Source organism: Candidatus Eremiobacterota bacterium (genome assembly GCA_031082125.1).
In the GTDB taxonomy this organism is placed as follows: domain Bacteria; phylum Vulcanimicrobiota; class CADAWZ01; order CADAWZ01; family Ess09-12; genus Ess09-12.
Map to the genome: position 1 here is coordinate 1 of JAVHLM010000012.1, position 18,096 is coordinate 18,096.

12 protein-coding genes are annotated in these 18,096 nt (G+C 56.5%); 8 read left to right on the forward strand and 4 right to left on the reverse strand.

Annotation, left to right across the window (positions count from 1 at the left end):
- The first annotated feature begins 277 nt into the window (after positions 1-277).
- The 4 genes from RDV48_14420 to RDV48_14435 all read left to right on the forward strand — a co-directional run bounded on the left by RDV48_14420 (position 278) and on the right by RDV48_14435 (position 7,281).
- Complete coding sequence (locus RDV48_14420) at positions 278-2,035, forward strand: hypothetical protein (protein ID MDQ7823991.1); 1,758 nt, start codon at positions 278-280, stop codon at positions 2,033-2,035.
- A gap of 168 nt (positions 2,036-2,203) precedes the next feature.
- A complete protein-coding gene (locus tag RDV48_14425) occupies positions 2,204-3,229 on the forward strand; it encodes a hypothetical protein (protein MDQ7823992.1) in 1,026 nt (341 codons plus the stop codon).
- Complete coding sequence (locus RDV48_14430) at positions 3,222-3,626, forward strand: HIRAN domain-containing protein (protein MDQ7823993.1); 405 nt, start codon at positions 3,222-3,224, stop codon at positions 3,624-3,626. Before RDV48_14425 ends, RDV48_14430 begins: the two co-directional genes overlap by 8 nt.
- Positions 3,627-3,849: 223 nt before the next feature.
- Positions 3,850-7,281, forward strand: a complete 3,432-nt coding sequence (locus tag RDV48_14435) for a response regulator (GenBank protein MDQ7823994.1) — start codon at positions 3,850-3,852, stop codon at positions 7,279-7,281.
- Positions 7,282-7,292: 11 nt separating this feature from the next.
- Here RDV48_14435 and RDV48_14440 read toward each other — a convergent pair whose 3' ends face one another.
- A complete protein-coding gene (locus RDV48_14440; protein MDQ7823995.1) occupies positions 7,293-8,021 on the reverse strand; it encodes a hypothetical protein in 729 nt (242 codons plus the stop codon).
- 235 nt (positions 8,022-8,256) lie between these two features.
- On the opposite strand from RDV48_14440, the gene RDV48_14445 reads away from it, so the two are divergent.
- Complete coding sequence (locus tag RDV48_14445; protein MDQ7823996.1) at positions 8,257-8,757, forward strand: DNA-deoxyinosine glycosylase; 501 nt, start codon at positions 8,257-8,259, stop codon at positions 8,755-8,757.
- A 43-nt stretch (positions 8,758-8,800) separates the two neighbouring features.
- Here the strand turns inward: RDV48_14445 and RDV48_14450 are convergent, their stop codons facing one another.
- Positions 8,801-9,820: a hypothetical protein gene (locus tag RDV48_14450; GenBank protein MDQ7823997.1), complete on the reverse strand. Its 1,020-nt coding sequence runs from the start codon at positions 9,818-9,820 to the stop codon at positions 8,801-8,803.
- Between the two features lie 210 nt (positions 9,821-10,030).
- Between RDV48_14450 and RDV48_14455 the strand changes: the two genes are divergently transcribed.
- Positions 10,031-11,218, forward strand: coding sequence for a YgeY family selenium metabolism-linked hydrolase (locus RDV48_14455; protein ID MDQ7823998.1), 1,188 nt, complete (start codon positions 10,031-10,033; stop codon positions 11,216-11,218).
- A 13-nt stretch (positions 11,219-11,231) separates the two neighbouring features.
- Here the strand turns inward: RDV48_14455 and RDV48_14460 are convergent, their stop codons facing one another.
- Positions 11,232-12,425 (reverse strand): adenylate/guanylate cyclase domain-containing protein, encoded by a 1,194-nt coding sequence (locus tag RDV48_14460; GenBank protein ID MDQ7823999.1) that lies wholly within the window; start codon positions 12,423-12,425, stop codon positions 11,232-11,234.
- 700 nt (positions 12,426-13,125) lie between these two features.
- Between RDV48_14460 and RDV48_14465 the strand changes: the two genes are divergently transcribed.
- Positions 13,126-15,468 (forward strand): HNH endonuclease signature motif containing protein, encoded by a 2,343-nt coding sequence (locus tag RDV48_14465; protein MDQ7824000.1) that lies wholly within the window; start codon positions 13,126-13,128, stop codon positions 15,466-15,468.
- A gap of 214 nt (positions 15,469-15,682) precedes the next feature.
- Here RDV48_14465 and RDV48_14470 read toward each other — a convergent pair whose 3' ends face one another.
- Positions 15,683-17,008, reverse strand: coding sequence for a type II secretion system F family protein (locus RDV48_14470; GenBank protein MDQ7824001.1), 1,326 nt, complete (start codon positions 17,006-17,008; stop codon positions 15,683-15,685).
- 338 nt (positions 17,009-17,346) lie between these two features.
- Between RDV48_14470 and RDV48_14475 the strand changes: the two genes are divergently transcribed.
- Positions 17,347-18,090: a PilZ domain-containing protein gene (locus RDV48_14475; GenBank protein MDQ7824002.1), complete on the forward strand. Its 744-nt coding sequence runs from the start codon at positions 17,347-17,349 to the stop codon at positions 18,088-18,090.
- Positions 18,091-18,096: the final 6 nt, after the last annotated feature.

The following is an 18,096-nucleotide window of genomic DNA, read 5'->3' on the forward strand; positions in this document are numbered from 1 at the left end:
CATATCGGTCATAGAAACTCTGCCGGGGAGGTTGGCCTTCTCATCTTATCTAAATTATCGTGTTTAGTAATAATACAGAATATATGGCTTTGATGTGAAATTTCCAAGACTGTTGCAGAGGGAGCTCTCTCCCGGCACAGGACTGTAAATATCTGGTCTGTCCCTTTTTTTCACTGAAGGGAATCAGCAAGAAAAAAATAATATTAGATGGTCAGGCGGAAAGGAATTCTCCATAGACCCGGCAAGGCATTATAGCAGGCTCACATGAGGAGGAACAATGGCAAAACACATTTTCTTTGCGCTGCTGGCAGTCTCGCTGGCACTCCAGGGCTGCGGCGGCAGCGGTGAAAGCGCCGTCTCCGTGAACCCCCCGGCTCAGGGAAGCACTACCCGCTACACCGCCGATGCGGGGTTCATTGAGCTTGCACCGGTCTCCTTCTCCTTCCAGAAGACGGGGACAAAGCTGGATTTTACCTCGTCAAGGGCGCGGATGTTCTATGATTTTCATCCTGCCGATGAAGCCCCTGAAGGCAAGCCCCTCTTTGTCTTCTACAACGGGGGGCCCGGCAGCGCCACGGCGTCAGATCTCCTCTCGTACAACACTGCCCCCATGACACTGGACTCCGCAGTGACGGGCAGTGCAGGCATAGCGGCGTGCCCCACGAGCTGGACGCGCCTCGGGAACCTCCTCCACATAGATGCGCGGATGACAGGATTCTCCTACGACCTGATTGCCGATCCCTCTAGCGAAGCAGCGCGCCAGAGCGAGTTTGACGCGCAGAACTTCAACTGCTATTTCGACGGCGCCGACTTCATAAGGGTCATCCTGCGGTTCCTCTCATCGCATCCTGAGATCCAGAAGAACCCCGTGGTCCTCGTGGGGGAGAGCTACGGGGGAGTCCGTACCTGCGTGGTGCTTCATATCCTTCTCAATTACAGGGATTACGGGAACGGCAAGGAGATTTACCAGGATCCGGGGCTTGTCGATGAGATCCAGGCTCATTACAACAAGGTATTCCCCTCTTTGAGCGGCCAGCAGGTGCCCCCCTCGACGATAGCCCAGCAGTTCGGCCGCCAGGTGCTGATAGAGCCCCTCATCACGTCCTACCAGTTCGATGTGTCCGGCGAATACTTCCAGATGCCCGATTCCATCATGTACCAGCTCGCCACCTGGACCGGCACCACCTTTGTGCCCGTTTCCTCGCAGAATCCCGGTGATGCCTTCAACAACGGGATCAGCTTTATTGACGGGACGGCGCAGCGCGATATGTACATCTACACCAAGGAAAGGGACTGGCTCAGAAACAGGCAGTTAAGCGCGGAGGACAGGTTCCTTTATGTCGATGTCCTCTCCACGCTGACAGGCATTGATGCAAGGTCGATAACGGGCCTCTACGCCTCCGACAGGGCACAGGCCTTCAAGGTCATCTCTGTCCAGGACCAGCAGAAATCTTCCCTTGACGGGGGACTCCTCACGGCGGACTATCTTCCCGAGAAGACAAGGCTCAGGCAGAATACCCTTTCCCGGATAAATGCGAGGTGGACCTCACGGGCAGCGGGTGACATGGAAAGCGTCTTCGGGAGCCTCACCGCCTGGGACCGCTATTTCATAAGCCTCAACAACCAGATCAACAGCGCATTTTACCAGAACCAGGCAACGGCGGCAGGCTTCGATATAGATCCCGAAGAGCCGCGCTGGGGAAGGATGTTCCTCAAGAACGCGGCAGTGGTGAAATCCTTTGTCACCGATGCCGCCCTCGACGTGATAATATACAGCGACGCCACCCCTAAGGCACTGGGGATGTACCCCGAGATCATCACGAGCTCAGTCTATGACAACACCCCGAAGACCGGCGTAGAAAGGCCGGGGTGGATTATCCTCACTTACAGGGCGGGCGTTTTCGCCGAGTTTCCCGATCTCACCACGCGGACCATAAGGTTCCCCCCTTATTCGCAGAGCTGCCATAGCGTGCCGGTGACCCAGCCGTCCGAAATCCTGAGCGACGTGACAAAATGGCTCACTTCTGATGAGTAACCACTGACATCCTTGGGACACTGCTCCCTGGTAAAATGAATATGAAAATGCCCGGAGGCCGGGTGCCTGGAGATGAATTGTAACCACTGACATCCATGTGTCACTGCTCCCTGGTAAAATAAAAATGAAGAGGCCCAGAGGCCAGGTACCGGGGAAGGATGGTGACCCATGAAAGGAAACCTCATCGGAAAACTCATCAAGACAGCCCTTGCATGCACTTCATTTAAGGAGTTCAAAGACGGGCTCGCCGCCATGAGAGACTGCAAAAAGGCTGAGAGCCTTATCACCGGGGAGTTCTTCTCCCTCGAGGAGTTTTACCAGTGGACCAGGAACCTGGTCCCGCCCTCAGAAGATCGCCGGGAGCAGGGAAGCAGCTCCTCAAAGGCCATGGATATCCATCCCGATGTGGTGATTCTCAGGGAGGAATGCGACACACTGCGGTCCCGCCTCGAGGAGCTGATAGTGGAGATCAACGAGCTTGTTCACGGAGTCATACCGAATCTCAGGGCACTCTATGAGCTGAAAATCGGAAGCGCCGAGTACGAGCTCTTTTCCCTGCAGTGCCGGAATGCCTGGCGAAGGAGAAAGCTTTCCCTTATCCAGGCATGCCTCAACAGGGGGGAAGAGCCTGAACTGAAGACCCTTGAGGCATCACTTGAAAAAGAGTTTTCAGAATGGGAAGAGCGCCTTGAACAGAAGCTCGAGGAGATCGAAAAGGCACGGGAGCATATGAAAAGCCTCTGGAGCGAAAAAGAAGCGAGAGACTTCAAGGCCCTTTATCGGAAGCTCGTGAGGCTCCTCCACCCCGACGTGAACCCCGGCCAGGGTGAAAAGGAGAAACTGCTCTGGCACAGGATGCAGACAGCCTATGAAAGGGGCGATCTTGAAGAGATGAGGCTTGTGGAGGTCCTGCTGGACAGGGACTCACCGATCTGCCTCCTCCCCGAGAAGTCAGGGCTTGACACCTGGAAAGCCATGAGGGAGAGGCTTGCGGCACAGTGCGCCCGGGCTTCCGGCGAGATCAGGCGCCAGAGAAGCTCATGGCCCTGCACCATAGAAAAAGAGCTTTTCAGCGAAAAGTGGGTACGGGAAAAAAATGCCGCCCTCAGGGAGCAGATAAGAAAAGAAAAGGAATATGGGAGGACCCTCGACAGGCTCCTCTCGCAATGGTGCGAGGCGGAATGCCATGAGTAACGACATTGCCCCCTTTGCTGCCAGTGCCTGGATGCTCGCCAGGAGATCCTTTGAGGGAGGCGTGGTCCCTCTTCCCTTCATGAGAGACATCAAGCTGCTGGAATGCCATGTCGCAGGCACGTCCTTCGTGGAGAACATCCTTGACCTTGAAGGGGAGCTCATGCCCTCCGAAGGGCTCATCCTCATGAGAGAGCCCCGGAACTGCCACGACAGCCTGGCCATCCTTGTGATGGACAGGAAAGGAAACAAGCTGGGCTATATTCCCCGGGAAAAGAACGAGGTGCCTGCCCGCCTGATGGATGCAGGGAAGCACCTCTTCGGAAGGCTTGAGAGCGTTGCATGGTGGAATGAAAGCTATCTCCGGATTGAAATCACGGTTTTCATGCGGGATATCTAGAGATCCTCAATATGCTCGCGGTCCACAGTCTTTCATTTTGTTGATCCTTTGCCGGGAATCGAATATTCCCTTCATCTCTCAGGGAAATCAAAATTGATATTTCTGGATTCCCTGGGAGCACCCTTTCTCTTGCGACACTTATCTCCCAAAAGAGGGCAATTTCCATGGTTACCGAAGAATAATACTTGCTTCAGGCACTAAACTGAAACCCGGGGGGATATCCATGCTTGAATCGGTTCGCGTGCCCGCAGAGTTCGAGCCCGTTTTCTCCAAGGCCCAGGAGTATGTGAAGACCTATTTTGCCGCCATGCAGCAAAAACCACAGGAAGGGACCATTGAATTTTCCGGCGAGCGCTATATTCTCGTGAGAGCCGCCTCGCTTTCCGTGGAGTTTTTTGACACCGTGAAAACCCTTTACAGGGATGTAGGCGAAGAGCAGGCCATCATGGTGGCCCAGAGCCTCCTTTATGACATTGCCCACGCCATCGGCAAGTCCGACGCCAGGAACTTCCACAGCAAGATGAACCTCTCGAATCCCGTGGAAAAGCTCTCGGCAGGGCCTGTGCACTTTGCCTACACAGGATGGGCCTTTGTGGACATCCATGGCGATTCCGTCGCGACGCCCGACGAGCACTTCTGCCTCATCTATGATCACCCCTTCTCCTTTGAGTCAGATTCATGGAAAAAGACTTCCCGCACGAGCCTTTTTCCCGTGTGCATCATGAACTCCGGCTATTCATCGGGATGGTGCGAAGAGAGCTTCGGCATCCCCCTCGTGGCCGTCGAGATTCTCTGCACCGCCAGGGGCGATTCCACCTGCCGTTTCGTGATGGCCCAGCCCTCCTGCGTGGAAAAATGCGCCGGGAAGTACCTCGAGAAGTTCGAGGGACAGCAAGGCAGGGTCACCTCGTACGAAATGCCGGAATTCCTGAAAAGAAAACGCATGGAAGAAGCCCTGAGGGAGTCGGGCAGGCAGGTGGCCGACATTCATGAGAGCATAAGCGACGGCCTCTTCACCCTTGACGAGAACCTTGTGCTGCTGCAGTACAACAGCGCCGCGGAGAGGCTGCTGGGAAGAAAGAGGGAGGAGGTCCTCAACAGGCCTCTCTTTGACGCCTTTCCCGAGGCGAGGGGCTCAATTTTTGAAGAGAAATACCGTCTCGCCCTCAAGGAGAAGACCGCCCTTGCCTTCGAGGTAGATTTCGGCGTGAGCCCCCTCGAAAACTGGTACAACGTGCGGGTCTATCCCCACAAGAAAGGCATCACCGTCTATTTCCAGGTGGTCACCGAGCAGAAGAAGGCGGAGATGAGCCTCCGCGAGAGCGAGGAGAAATTCCAGCTCATCACGAGGGCAGCCTACGATGCCATAATCATGATGGATCCCGAGGGGCGGGTCACCTACTGGAACCCTGCCGCCGAGAAGATATTCGGCTACTCCAAGGAGGAGATACTGGGTCAGCATCTCCATTACACCCTGGCGCCCGCCCACTATTTTGAAGCCTATAACACGGCCTTTGAGCACTGGAAGAAGACCGGTGAAGGCGCCGCCATTGGGAGGATTGTTGAGCTTGAGGCCCGCCACAAGAATGGCACCATTTTCCCCATAGAGCTCTCCCTCTCTTCGGCGAAGACAGGCAGCAGGTGGCATGCAATAGGAATTGTGAGGGACATCACGGATCGCAAGAACGTGGAAAGGCAGCTCCGCCTTGCCAAGGAAGCCGCCGATGCTGCCAATATCGCCAAAAGCGAGTTCCTGGCAACCATGAGCCATGAGATCCGTACCCCCATGAATGGCCTCCTTGGCATGACAGGGCTCCTCATTGACACGGAGCTTTCACCGCAGCAGAAGGAGTACGTCGAACTGATCCGCAAGAGCGGTGATCAGCTCCTCTCAATCATCAACGAGATCCTGGACTTCTCGAAAATCGAGGCCGGCAAGCTCGAGCTGGAGATCGTGGATTTCAACCTGCGCGACACCCTGGAGGACACCAACGAGCTCCTCGCCATCAAAGCAGGCGAGAAGGATCTGGAGTTTTCCAGCATTGTGGACCACGAGGTCCCCTCCCTGCTGAGGGGAGATCCCGTGAGGCTCCGGCAGATCCTTCTCAACCTCGGGGGCAATGCCGTGAAATTCACCAATCGCGGTGAAGTGACGATACATGTGACGCTGGAGCGTGAATCGCCCTCCGAGGCCACCATAAAGTTCACCGTCTCCGACACGGGGATAGGCATCCCGCCTGACAGAATTGACAGGCTCTTCAAGTCCTTTTCCCAGGTTGACGCCTCTACGACGCGGCGCTTCGGAGGCACCGGCCTGGGGCTTGCCATATCCAAGAGGCTCTGTGACATGATGGGTGGCGAGATCGCCGTAAAAAGCACCGAGGGAAAAGGCTCGGAATTCTCTTTCAAGCTCACTTTCATCAGGCAGCAGCACATGGTGGAGTATTCGCAGACGCTTCCCGACTCCATCAGGAGCCGGCCGATGCTCATCGTCGATGACAACGAAATGAACCGGAGGGTGCTGAGGGAGCTGCTGGGCAAATGGCAGTGCACTTTCGACGAGGCGCCTGACGCAAGGGCCGCCCTCCGCAAGCTCAACGAAGCCGCGGCACTGGGAAAGCCCTTCCATATCGCCATCATAGACCACATGATGCCCGAGATGGACGGCGAAGCCCTGGGGAGGGTGATAAAAAGCGACAGGATGATAAAAGGCACCAAAATGGTGCTCCTCACCTCGGCAGGCACGAGAGGGAGAATCTCCCATTTCCAGGAGATCGGGTTCTCCTATTTCCTCACCAAGCCTCTGAAAAGGGCCAGGCTCTACGAGTGCCTCTTTACCCTCGGCGGGGAGCTGAGGTCGCCTGCCGTGCCGGCGAGCAGGCTGGAATCCTCCGGCGCCGAAAGGCTCAAAAAGGGAAGAGTGCTGGTCGTGGAGGACAACATCATCAACCAGAAAGTCATCCTGAATGTCCTGGAAAAGGCGGGCTACCGGGCCGATACTGCCAGTAACGGCATTGAAGCCATCAAGGCCTTCACCATGGCTCCCTATGACCTCGTGTTCATGGATGTGCAGATGCCGGAAATGGACGGTTTTGACGCCACTTCAGCCATCAGGCAGGAAGAGGAGAAGAAGGGAGGCCATGTCCCCATAGTGGCAATGACTGCCTATGCAATGAAAGGTGACAAGGAGCGCTGCATAGAGGCAGGCATGGATGATTACCTCTCCAAGCCCGTTCATCGCGGCGAAATGCTTGCCCTGGTGGAAAAATATCTTGCACAGGCCGCCGGCAAGGATGACTCTGAAAAGAGCATTGATACGGAAAAATTCAACGAAGGGATCCTGCTGAAGCTCCTTGACGGCGACAGGTCGCTGCTGAAAGAGATTTTAGACACCTTTCTTGACACCACGCCGCCGGAGCTTGAAAAAATGGCACAGGCCTTCAATGAAGAGAATTTCGCTGCCCTGAGCAAGATCGCCCACTCATTGAAAGGTGCCGCCTTAAATATCGGGGCCCGCGCCATGGGAGCAGCGGCAGAGTCCATGGAGCATCACGCCGCAGAAGGTGACGGGGAAAAGATCAAAAAGCTCTACAGGAGCCTTATGGATGAATATGACAGCCTTGCCCTCATTCTTAAAGGCATCGTCAGGCAGTAAGGCCGCGAACGTCAGAAATTCACCACAATCGCCTCATCAAAGGTAATCTGCCTGGGCAGGGCAGGAAAAGAGATGAGGCGGTTGAATTCCACGATGACGCCCACCTGGTAGCGGGTCAGGTAAAACTCGCATCCCCAGTACCCGTAAGGATGCTGCTGGAGAGGAACGCCCTCGAGAGTGAAGCCGCCGTTCAGCTGCGCCTTGTAAGTGGTGGTGCCGGCGGCGCTCTTCACCGAATAGCCTTCGGGCAGCTTCCTGTAAGTGACGGATCCCCTCTTCCCCGAAACGGTCACCTCATCGATGGAAGTGGAATAGGTAATCACATCACCGGGCACCTCGACGGTCATTTTCTGGGGGCCCTCAATTTTTACCGAGTACCGCTGCCCGCCGCAGGTGACTGTCCCCCCGTCGGCCTGTTCTTCTATTCTCATCTCCCCTCCCGGGTAGGTCACGGCCAGCACATTCAGGGAAGGACGGTACACCTTCACTGTCCCCGCGCCTGACTCCACGAGGGCTTCATCAAAGCCTGTCTTGACTTTGGCTGCGCCCATCCGCTCCGGCATGAAAACCACGGAGCCCCAGAACTGGTCCATGAGCACTGTCTGGCGCTGGCCGTTGACAATATAGGAGCCTCTCTGGCGGTAATCGAGCTGGGCATCAAAGTTGTCGTACCCGAACTGGGCCGAAGCGGCACCTGGCAATAACAGGGAAAAAAGAAAGGATAACAGGATTCTTTTCATCGTGGGCCTCCTTAAAGGGAATTTCCGGTGATTCTGCCGCCGAAGCAGCCCTCAGTTTCCAGGCAGGCCTTCATAGCTGCCTTGATAAGATATTCTTAAAAGACTGCTCTCTCACCTTTTCGGAGAAGGCGGCTATCCCCTGGACCGGCCTTTTACCGGGGAAGGAAAAGCGCTCTTGAAAAGAAAAGTTTACCCCGAAAAGTACCCTATTCATGGAAATGAGGAGCTCCCCTGCATGACACGCATAGTCAGCTTTCCCCCCGTCTGCGGACCTCGTGCAAGGACTCTTATCCTCGGCACCATGCCGGGCGAGGCATCGCTGAGAATCAGAGAATACTACGGGCACCCCCGGAATCAGTTCTGGCAGATCATCGGCTCCATCGCGGGCTTCGATTACCGCATCCCTTACGAGGAGAGGCTCAAGGCCCTGGTGAGGGAGCATCTGGCACTCTGGGACGTGGTGGCTGAATGCAGACGCGAAGGGAGCCTCGATTCGGCCATCAAAGATGAGCAGCCCAACGGGATCAGGGATTTCCTGGCTGAACGCCCCTTGATAAAGAAGATCCTCTTTAACGGCGGCCCTGCCCAGAGGCTCTTCCGGAGGCATTTTAACGATATCCTCTGCAGCGAGGACTATTGCTCCGTGGTGATGCCTTCCACGAGCCCTGCCTGTGCGCGGTACACCTTTGAAGAAAAGCTTGAAAGATGGCGCAGGGCCCTCCTGCCTCTTCCTTGATGAAACCTGGTGCATCAGCCGGAGCGACCTCCGACGGAAGTATTCACTTCACGGCAATCCGCCACAGCCTCTCCGACGCTTTCAGCACCGTGGCGTGAACCTTTTTCCTCGCCTCCAGGGGCGTGTTCATCGAGCTTGTCTCAAGGACGATCACGCTTTTCGCCGAGGGGCCGGGGGCACTGGCGCCTTTGAGAAAAATTCTCCCGGCGCCGAGGAGCTCGTCAATCGAGCCGTCCTTCACATCGGCGATAATGCCTTCCCTTATCACCTCGCCGAACCTTGTCTCATCTTTCATCTTGAGGGGGAAGTGATTGACCTGGAATATTCTCACAATCTCCCTTGCCACGGGGTCATCGGCACCTTTCTTCCCCTGGGAATAGAGATAGCCCTTTTCAAGCTCATTGTCCTCGTGATAATCCATGGTGAGCACCGGGGGATAGTCGCGGGCGAGCTCCAGGACTTTTGCCGTCAGGGCGGCGCACTGCGGGGAGAGGGGACCGCTGCGGCGGGGCTTTCCCTTCTCGTCAAGCAGCAGGTGATCGCTGTCGCCCACGCTTCTGCCGGGGTTCTCGTCGGAATATTTTTCCGCGTCGGGATAGCGCCAGTTTCTGCAGTATCCCAGGGGGTTCAGGAGAGGCATGAGCACCACGGGGATACCCTTATCGCCCAGGGCGGCAATGGTCCTGACATTCTCTGCAATGGCGTTGGGTCCCGCAGGCTCCTCGCCATGAATGCCCGAGAGTATCCAGAGGGCAGGCCCCTTCTTCCTGGTCTTAAGGCAGTTCATGGGAAGGACGAGAGGCTCATCTCCCCCGGGAGCATAGCTCTCACGGTAGATCTCTTCAAGTATCCATCCATGGGCCTTCACGAGGTCCGCCTGGGCCTGGTAAAGAACCATCACGTTCTTTCTCCCGTCCTTCTGATAGGTGATGGCTTTCTCTCTCATGCGCCTTGCCGGTTCCCCTCCCTCTTTAAGGATCGTGATAAGGTCCCCTCCCGATGATGCCGGGCAAAAGCCCGTGCATGCGAGCAGCACAAGGATGAACAGGATCCTATGCTTCATAGTGAGCGCCTCCTTGCCCATCTCTTCCCTGGAAAGCAATTCTCTTATCTACGCCTTTGTTGACCGTTATTCCACCTGGTGCCTCTTTATCCCTCCATGCCAGGACGCTTTCAGCCCATCCCCGGTGACGGCTCCGAAAGGTTTTCCCCCGGCGAGAGAGAAGATCAGGGCAGGTGGCAGCACCGCTTAAAAAGGAAGGAGATCGGCGCAATGACAATGGCAGAAACGGTGGAGCACTTTCTCAGGAACAACGAGACCTCAATGCTGGATTTTCTCAGGCGCATGATTGCGATAAAAAGCCCTTCAGCCCAGGAGAAAGAGATGGCAGAGTGCGTCTTTGCGGAGATGAAAAAGCTTGGTTACCAGCATGTGCGTATTGACGGCACCGGGAACGTCATCGGCGAGCTGGGCCAGGGAGAGGGCTCCATGCTCCTCTCAGCCCACATGGATACGGCCGGTGTGGCAGATCCCTCGCAGTGGAGCCATCCTCCCTACGAGGGGAAAATTGACGGGGGCAGGATTTATGGCCGCGGGGCCGGCGACAACAAGGGAGCCCTGGCGGCAATGGTTTACGGGGCAAAACTCTGGAGCGAGATCCATGGCATGCCGGGACACAGGGTCCTGGTGGGAGCCACGGTGCTTGAAGAGGATGCTGACGGCTATGGCATGCAGGCCCTCCTTGACGAGCTGCCGCGCAAGCCTGCTCTTGTGATGGTAGGGAAGCCGACAAACGGGTCATTATTCAGGGGCCACAGAGGCAGGATGGAGGTCCGGATTGACATCAGGGGAAAAGGCTGCCATGCGAGCACGCCCGAGAAGGGGGATAATGCGCTCTACACTGCTGCCCGTGTTCTTGCGGCGCTTGAAGATCTGGCAGGAAAGCTTCCTGATGACCCCTTCCTGGGGAAAGCCTCCCTTGCCGCCACAGTCCTCGAGGTGAGCCCTGGAAAATTCAACATGGTCCCTGATGAGGTGATGATCTGCGTGGACAGGAGGCTCACGGCCGGCGAGACCATCGATTCCGCGCTTGAAGGGATAAGGGGCGCCATGCCTTTCCCCGGTGTCAAGGTGAGCTGTCATCTTTACCAGAACAAGGCATGGACTGGAAAAAGCATAGAGCTGGAAAAATATTTCCCTTCATGGGTCCTCCCCGAGGAGCATCCCGCCGTGAAAGCGGCCATTGAGGCCGGCTCGTCATCCCTGGGAAGGCCCCTCAGTGTGGGAAAATGGACGGTCTCGACAGACGGCGTGGGGAGCATGGGGCGCCACGGGATTCCCACGGTAGGCTATGGGCCGGGCGAGCGAAGGGTGATCGATGATCACCAGGAAATCGGAGCCCTTCTCGATGCGGTAAAGTACTACGGCGCCTTCTGCAGCGCCGCGGGAAAGCTGCTCTAACAGGTCCGCAGGGCTACCTTTTCATGCCTGCCACCTCATAGACTTTCACGGGCTGCGACTTTCCCTTGAGCAGGGCCTCGCCGAGATACCTGGCCACCACGTGGACTGCGACCTTCTGGTACGTTGACTCGCTGATGATCAGCTTCGTGGAGTAGTCTTTGTTCAGCTTCTCAAGCCTCGCCGCCGTGTTGGTCGTATCGCCGATGACGGAGTACTCCCTGTGCTTTGAAAAGCCCACGTCCCCCACGAGGGCCTCCCCCGTGTTGACGCCAATGCCTATGTCAAAGACTGGCTTCCCTTCGGCCGCCCATTTCTGCCTGAGTTCCGCCATCCTTCCATGAATAGTCAGCGATGCCCTCACGGCTCTCAGCGCATCATCAGGCCGCGATATGGGGGCGCCGAAAACCGACATCATGGCATCGCCGAGGTACGTGATGAGCGTGCCTTCCTCTCGGAAGATGATCTCGCCGATCTCCTCCCAGAAATCATTGAGATGGGCCACGAGGTGCTGGGGGTCAAAGGATTCGGAGAGGCTCGTGAAGCCCCTGATGTCCAGGAACATCACCGAAACGATTCTCTTCTCGCCAAGGAGGCCGGCATCGCCGGAGCGGGAGAGGAGCTCCTCGACGACGCGGGGGCTCACGCGGCTCTCGAAAAGCCTCCGGAGCCTCTTGGTGTCTGAGGCCAGTATGGCGTTCTCGATGGCCGTTGCCGCCTGGTGCGAGAAAATCACGGCGAAGTCCAGGTCCTCCTTGGCAAAAGCGCCGAACCTGAGCCTGTTGTCAATGTAAATGACGCCCACAAGTCTCTCCTTGATCATCATGGGAACGCATATTATGGCCCTGAGGCTGAATTTCTGGATGCTCGGGGAGTCCTTGAACCTCACGTCGTCGGCAGCGTTGTAGCATAAGAGCGGCGTCTTCGTCCTGGCCACCTCCAGCACGACGCTCCTGCTGATCTCGAACTCGGGGCTGTTCAGGTTCTGCTGATCCATACCCCGTGCGATTCTAAAGACCAGGTCGCCCGTGTCCTCCTCGAAGAGCATGATGAATCCCCGCTCGGCATTGAAAAGGCTGATGACGCTGTCCATGGTAATCTCGAGGATCCTGTCGATGTCAAGCAGGGAGTTGATGGTCCTGCTGATATCGGTAATGGCAGCCATCCTTTTTTCATGGGTGTTCCCTGGTGGTGCACTATTTTCCGCCATGGGGGGATCGCTCCTTTACTCTTTGATCTTTACTGTGCTGCTCTTGAAGATATTGGGTGTCCACAGCCTTTGAGGGCCCTGGAGAAACCATGAATCCCTGGAGCCCGGGATTTTTCAATGCCTGTCCTGACAATTATGCTCATGAATCTTGTTCTTGAGAAAGCCGCAAAATCCTTTAGACTTCACAGGCTCAGCAACTGCCGTCGCATAAACAGGGATCGGTCGCGGTATTTTCCCTCTCTTATTCTGCAAAGTACCTCAGTGACTCTATGATCCTTACGGCTTTCCCGGGGGGGACGTGACCGTCAAAGGCCCTCACCAGGATCCTCCCCACGCGCATCACCTTCCAGGGCGAGGTGCCTTAGCGCTCCATACAGGCCCCTCACGCTGAAATGCCGGAGCGATCCTCAGCTCCGCTTCTCGGCCAGCCTAAAGCAGAGCAAATGTAACTTCTTCCGGAAAATTATTCTTATAAATGAAATTAGTGCCATCGTTCGCCGACCCTGCCTCTAAAATGGCCGTGAGGGGCCTAGAAGACTCTATGATTGCTCTACAATGGCCTTTGGGGTCATTTTTGACCTTTTTACCTCTTTCATGGCCATGGGATATCATTTGGCGATGGCCTTCAAAGCCTGCTGCAATAGGATTTTTTTGGGGTATGTCATTTGCTGCTCGCCATCCAATATGCTATACTATAACTATGGATACATTAGGACTCTGTTTTAATCATTCTGTGCATCTCCCCGATGAAGAAGAGCTTCTTCACCTCGGTGATCCTTTTTCTTCCCGGGATTACGAGGATATGCTCCTTCTCCCGGAGCCTTATGAACTTCCTTCGGAGACCCCCTGCAGGCCGGAGCACCTTGTCAAGATCACCAGGGAGGGCCTCATCCCCGAAGCGGAAAGGCTCACCGAGGACATCACCTTCGGCTCAATCGACAGGGATGAGCGGGCATCACGGATCGATTTCACCCTCTGTGAGGCAGTCCGCGGCCGCCAGGCGCTGGACATTGTGCTTGGGGGCCTTCTTGTCACTCTTAAAACGAAAGGGGTTGATCAGTTAGGATACCGCTCCATGGGAGTCTTCGCCACGGAGCATCTCTCGTTCTCGGGGCGCACCGCGTCGGAGCTGATGCACAACTATGAGCTCCTCAAGGCGCTCCCCCTCACCCGGGAGGCCTATCTGCAGGGCAGGATCGCAAAAAGCGCTCTGAGATTTCTCTCGAGGGTCATCACGCCTGAGAACGAGTCCTGGTGGCTCGCCGTTGCAGAGGAGCGCTCCCTCTGCGACCTCGAGGGGGAAGTGAAAAGGGCCCTCGCGGGAGAAAATGCCGGATCGGCTCCCGTTTCCGCAGGTGCTCCCGAAGCCGGAGACGAGGGCACGATGCTATATTTCAGCGTGCCCCCCTCACTTGCCCTCACCTGGGACTTCGCCCTCTCCCTCTTCCGGGACAGGGAGCACTATGACGGGCCCCTCGCCAGATTTGTCGAGGCCCTCCTTGCCAACTTCCTGGCCTCTGGAAACTCTGATCCGCAGCTTCCGGCCCTTGATGCCGAGGGAAACCGCCCCATATTCTCCCGGCTACCTCACCTCCGGAGGCGGATGAGAAACCTGCGCATAAGCGATCCCGATGAGGTCACCGGGCAGGGCGGCGAGAGAGAGGCCGGTGAGACTCCGTGGTCATCAATCTGGAGCATCTTCTTCCCGTCGTGGCTGGAAGAGTGCCGGCCGGCCGGAGAAGCCGGCGCCCTCTCCGCCAGAGCGCTCGCGGGCCGCCTCATCAGGGCCGCTTCTCTCCGCCAGAGGCTCGACGTGGCCGCGGGAATGCTCCTTCGGGCGATGGATGAGAGGCAGCTTCACCGCCTTCTCGGCTTTGAGTTCATCGAGGATTACGCAGGGGAGCGCTGCGGCTTCTCAATGGCGCAGACCCGCCAGTTCATAAGGCTCGCCGAGGGATTCCGGCGCCACTCCCTCACCGAAGACGCCTTCAGGAAGGGCGTCATCACCAGGGAGCAGGCGCGCCTCATCCTCCCCTTCGTGGACCCTAAAAATGAGTCACAGTGGATTGCCTACGCCGCGAGCGTGCCCACGGCGGACCTTCGGGAAGAGGCGGGGCGTGTCGCCCGGATCCTGGAGTATGACTGCCTGGTCCCCCACACTTACACGCTCCTTCCCGGCTTCCGCTACGTCACCGACGAGAGGTTCCACGAGCTCCCTTCGGAGGTGCAGGACTGCATACGCGATGGCTCGTGGTACAAGGGGCCCTCTCTCACCACTTCGTGGCCTCTCGCTTCAGATGACGAGGAGCTCATATCGAGCCGCGACAGGCGCTTTGATGCGCCCTGGAGGTATTTCAGCGATGTCGATGAGCTGCGCGCCGCCGAGGCCTCTATTAAAATTGAGAAAAACTCAACCCTGTGTGCGGTGCAAGAAGCCAGGCAGATCTGCACCATCCCCCGGGGCGAGAGCCCCGAAGAGACCTTCCTGGTGGACATCCTCTCGGCAGGAAACTCCTCGCAGATGGCAGGGAGCTCCATGATGATAAAATTCTTTCTCCCCCGGGAGCTTTATCAGGTCTGGAACGTGGCGGCCCGGGCTTTTCTCAGTCATATCGCTCAGGCGGAAGGCGCCGAAAACCCTGTGCCCCCGGAAGAGAGATTCCTTGCCGCGCTGCTGGCAGACTACCTCACGACAGAAGGAAAATTCCACAAGGCGGCCCATCACCACAAAATCCTGAAGCGCGACCGGTTCCGCTGCCAGGCCCCCGGCTGCAGCTGCCGCCGTAACCTCCATGTGCACCATATCATCAGGCGCTCCCAGGGAGGCACCGATGACCCCTGGAACCTCATTGTGCTCTGCGAGGCCTGCCATCTTCACCTTCTGCACGGCCTGAGAACCCTCACTGTAAGAGGTAAGGCACCCTACGGCCTCACCTTCATCTTCGGCTCCGTCTCAGACAGCGAGGCTTTCCTGGTCTATGAAAAGGGCGTCAAGGGCGAGGCGCCTGGCAGAGAGGCATTCATCTGCAATCCTCACAAATGATAATGACTTCGATCTCCTGGAGCCTGTCGTTGAAAAACTCCCCTCACCATGTTATAATCTTACTCAGGAGGTGGGGACCCCATGAGATGCGCCTCTTCCCCACTAAAACTGCATAAAAAGAATCGTTCCGGCTTTGCCCTTGCCTCGGTGCTCATTATCGTGGGCATTGTGCTCATCATATGTCTTTCGGCGGCGAGCGTCTCGGTATTTCAGCTCAATGTGGCCCAGAGCACCTATAACGCCTCCCTGGCAAGGATGGCCGCACGGCAAGGGCAAGAAGGAACAGCGGTGAGCTGGCAATCTTATAGCCCCCGATGAGAAGCCCGGTAAACCAGGGGAGCTTCACTTTCCCGGTGGTGAGTATGGGAAGCACGTTGACCATGAGCACTTTTCCCATAATCGCGACAAAAATCACTATGGCGGCAAAGACCACAAGAGGATACGTCGCCGCCTGGCTGAGCTGACGCGCGAGCTTTATCTCCTTTTCCTTGAGGGCCGCCGCTTTGAAGAGCATGTTCTCAAGCTGGCCCGATGCCTCTCCGGAGTGGAGCAGCGTGATGCACGTCTTTGAGAATATTTCCTGATAGCCGCACAGGGCTGCCGTGAAGGAGCTCCCCTGCTCAACCTTCCTTTGTACAGCCTCTATTATCTCCCTGAAATAGTCGTGGCCGATCTGCTGGGCCATGAGGGTGAGGCCCCGCGCGAGAGGGATCCCTGTCTTGTAAAGAAAGGCCATCTGGGTGAAAAAGGTGAGGAATTCCTGGGAGGGAATGGGAAAGAGCCTGGAAAGGGAAAAAGCTCCGCCCTCTTTTGACGGAGGACGCGCCTCGGTGACTGCGGCCCTTTCTTTCCGGTGAGCCTGATGTGCCGCAGGCCGCAGCGTAACCGGGCCTATGACCTCGCCCGGGGAACTCCTGGGTAAAGTCTTCTGCTGAACAGGCCCTGCCTCCGGGGCCGGCGGCGCTTTTCCGGGAGTGCCGGGCTTTGTTTCAATGCGCAGAGGAGGTGCTTCGGCATGGGGATCATGCTTTATCGCCATGCGCAGAGGAGGTGCTTCGGCATGGGGATCATGCTTTATCGCCATGCGCAGAGGAGGTGCTTCGGCGGGGGCATCAGGCTTCAAGGCGATACGCATGGGCGGCGCTTTAACGGGAGCTGGAGCGGGAGAAGCCTCCTCCTCTATAAGCATTCTCACTCTCATGCCTCGTCCCTCAAGGAGCTTCAGAGCCTCGTGCTTATCCTCCGCCCTGATGAAGCCCCTTGTCTCCACAAGGGAGACTGTCCTTGTGAGCTTGCATTCTTTCGCCCCGATGACAAGCGACTGGTCAATGTCGGTAGTGGGAAGGCCCGAAGGTGAAGGCGGCGAGGCCTCGGTCTCCTCCACCAGGCCCTGACCATAGAGCGTTGCCGCCTGTATCTGTCTTGCATGGACAAGGGCTTTATGGCTCTGAGAGATGGCGACTGCAGCAAAGACCACCGTAATGGTCACGAGTCCCAGAGCCACAAGGATCTCAACAAGGGTAAATCCCTGCTCTTTCACTGTTCCCCCTCCGGGAGATCTCTCCTCTTGCTGAACCGCTTTATGACACTCAATATACGAGAGAAAGAGTTCCTGGTGTTACCCTCCTGAAGGCACTTTTGTTTATCATGGATCCGTCTTATGGAGATGTGCTTCCAAAAATTCTGCGAAGAGAATTGTATCAGGCAAAGAATGGGTAGCGATATTTATACGGTTCTCCATAGAAATTCAATCAGAAGAGCAAAGTTCCTCTTCCCGGGGAAAACCGCCTTCCGCCACCACGGGGCAGGGCGTGCCATAAAGGACTTTCCCTCCCGCTCTTGAAAATTTCCTGAAGATTACTTTTGAGGGTACCGGTTATGGAAAAGCCCGTTGGACATCAGAGTGACCCCGGGGAGCAGCAGCACGAAAGGCGGCAGATCCGCCGAAAGCTCATCAAGGTAAGAAAGACCGTGCTTGCGGAAATCTTCCAGGCTCAGGATGAAGAAAGGAAAAAATGCTATATCTATATCAATGACGTAAGTGAAGGAGGGCTCAGAATCACATGCGACGTCTTCATCCCTGAAAACACCGTGATAAAGCTTCTTATCACCCTCGAAAAGCAGGTGGCGCTCGAGGGGAAAGTGGTATGGGCAAAGGAGTTCGGAAGCGGCAATTACACCATGGGACTTGAACTCTCACAAGACCGCGATGATTACAGGGAAAACGTCGATTTCCTCTTTGACTGGGCTTCGCCCATGGAGGTGAAGCGCTCATTCCGCCCCCGCGCCACGAAGCATTTTGAGCTTCACACTGAAGAGCAGGTCACGAAATTTTATGCCCATCTGCTGATCATAAGCCCCGGGGGGATGGAGCTGATCTTCAGAAAGCCTCTCCCTGAAGACCGGGATTTCTCCCTCACTTTTGCCCTTTTTGAAAAGGGAAAGCCCATCACGACAAGAGCAAGGGTGATCTTCCAGAGGGAGCTTGTCCCCCTGTGCCCGCTTGACTATCTTGAGAAAACCTACAAGATATGGATTGAGTTTTTCGATACCGAGGCGGTCTTTGCCCATCTCGAAGAGGCGGTGAGCAGGGGGGCGCTCGAGGAGCACTTGCCGCTTTAAGACTTC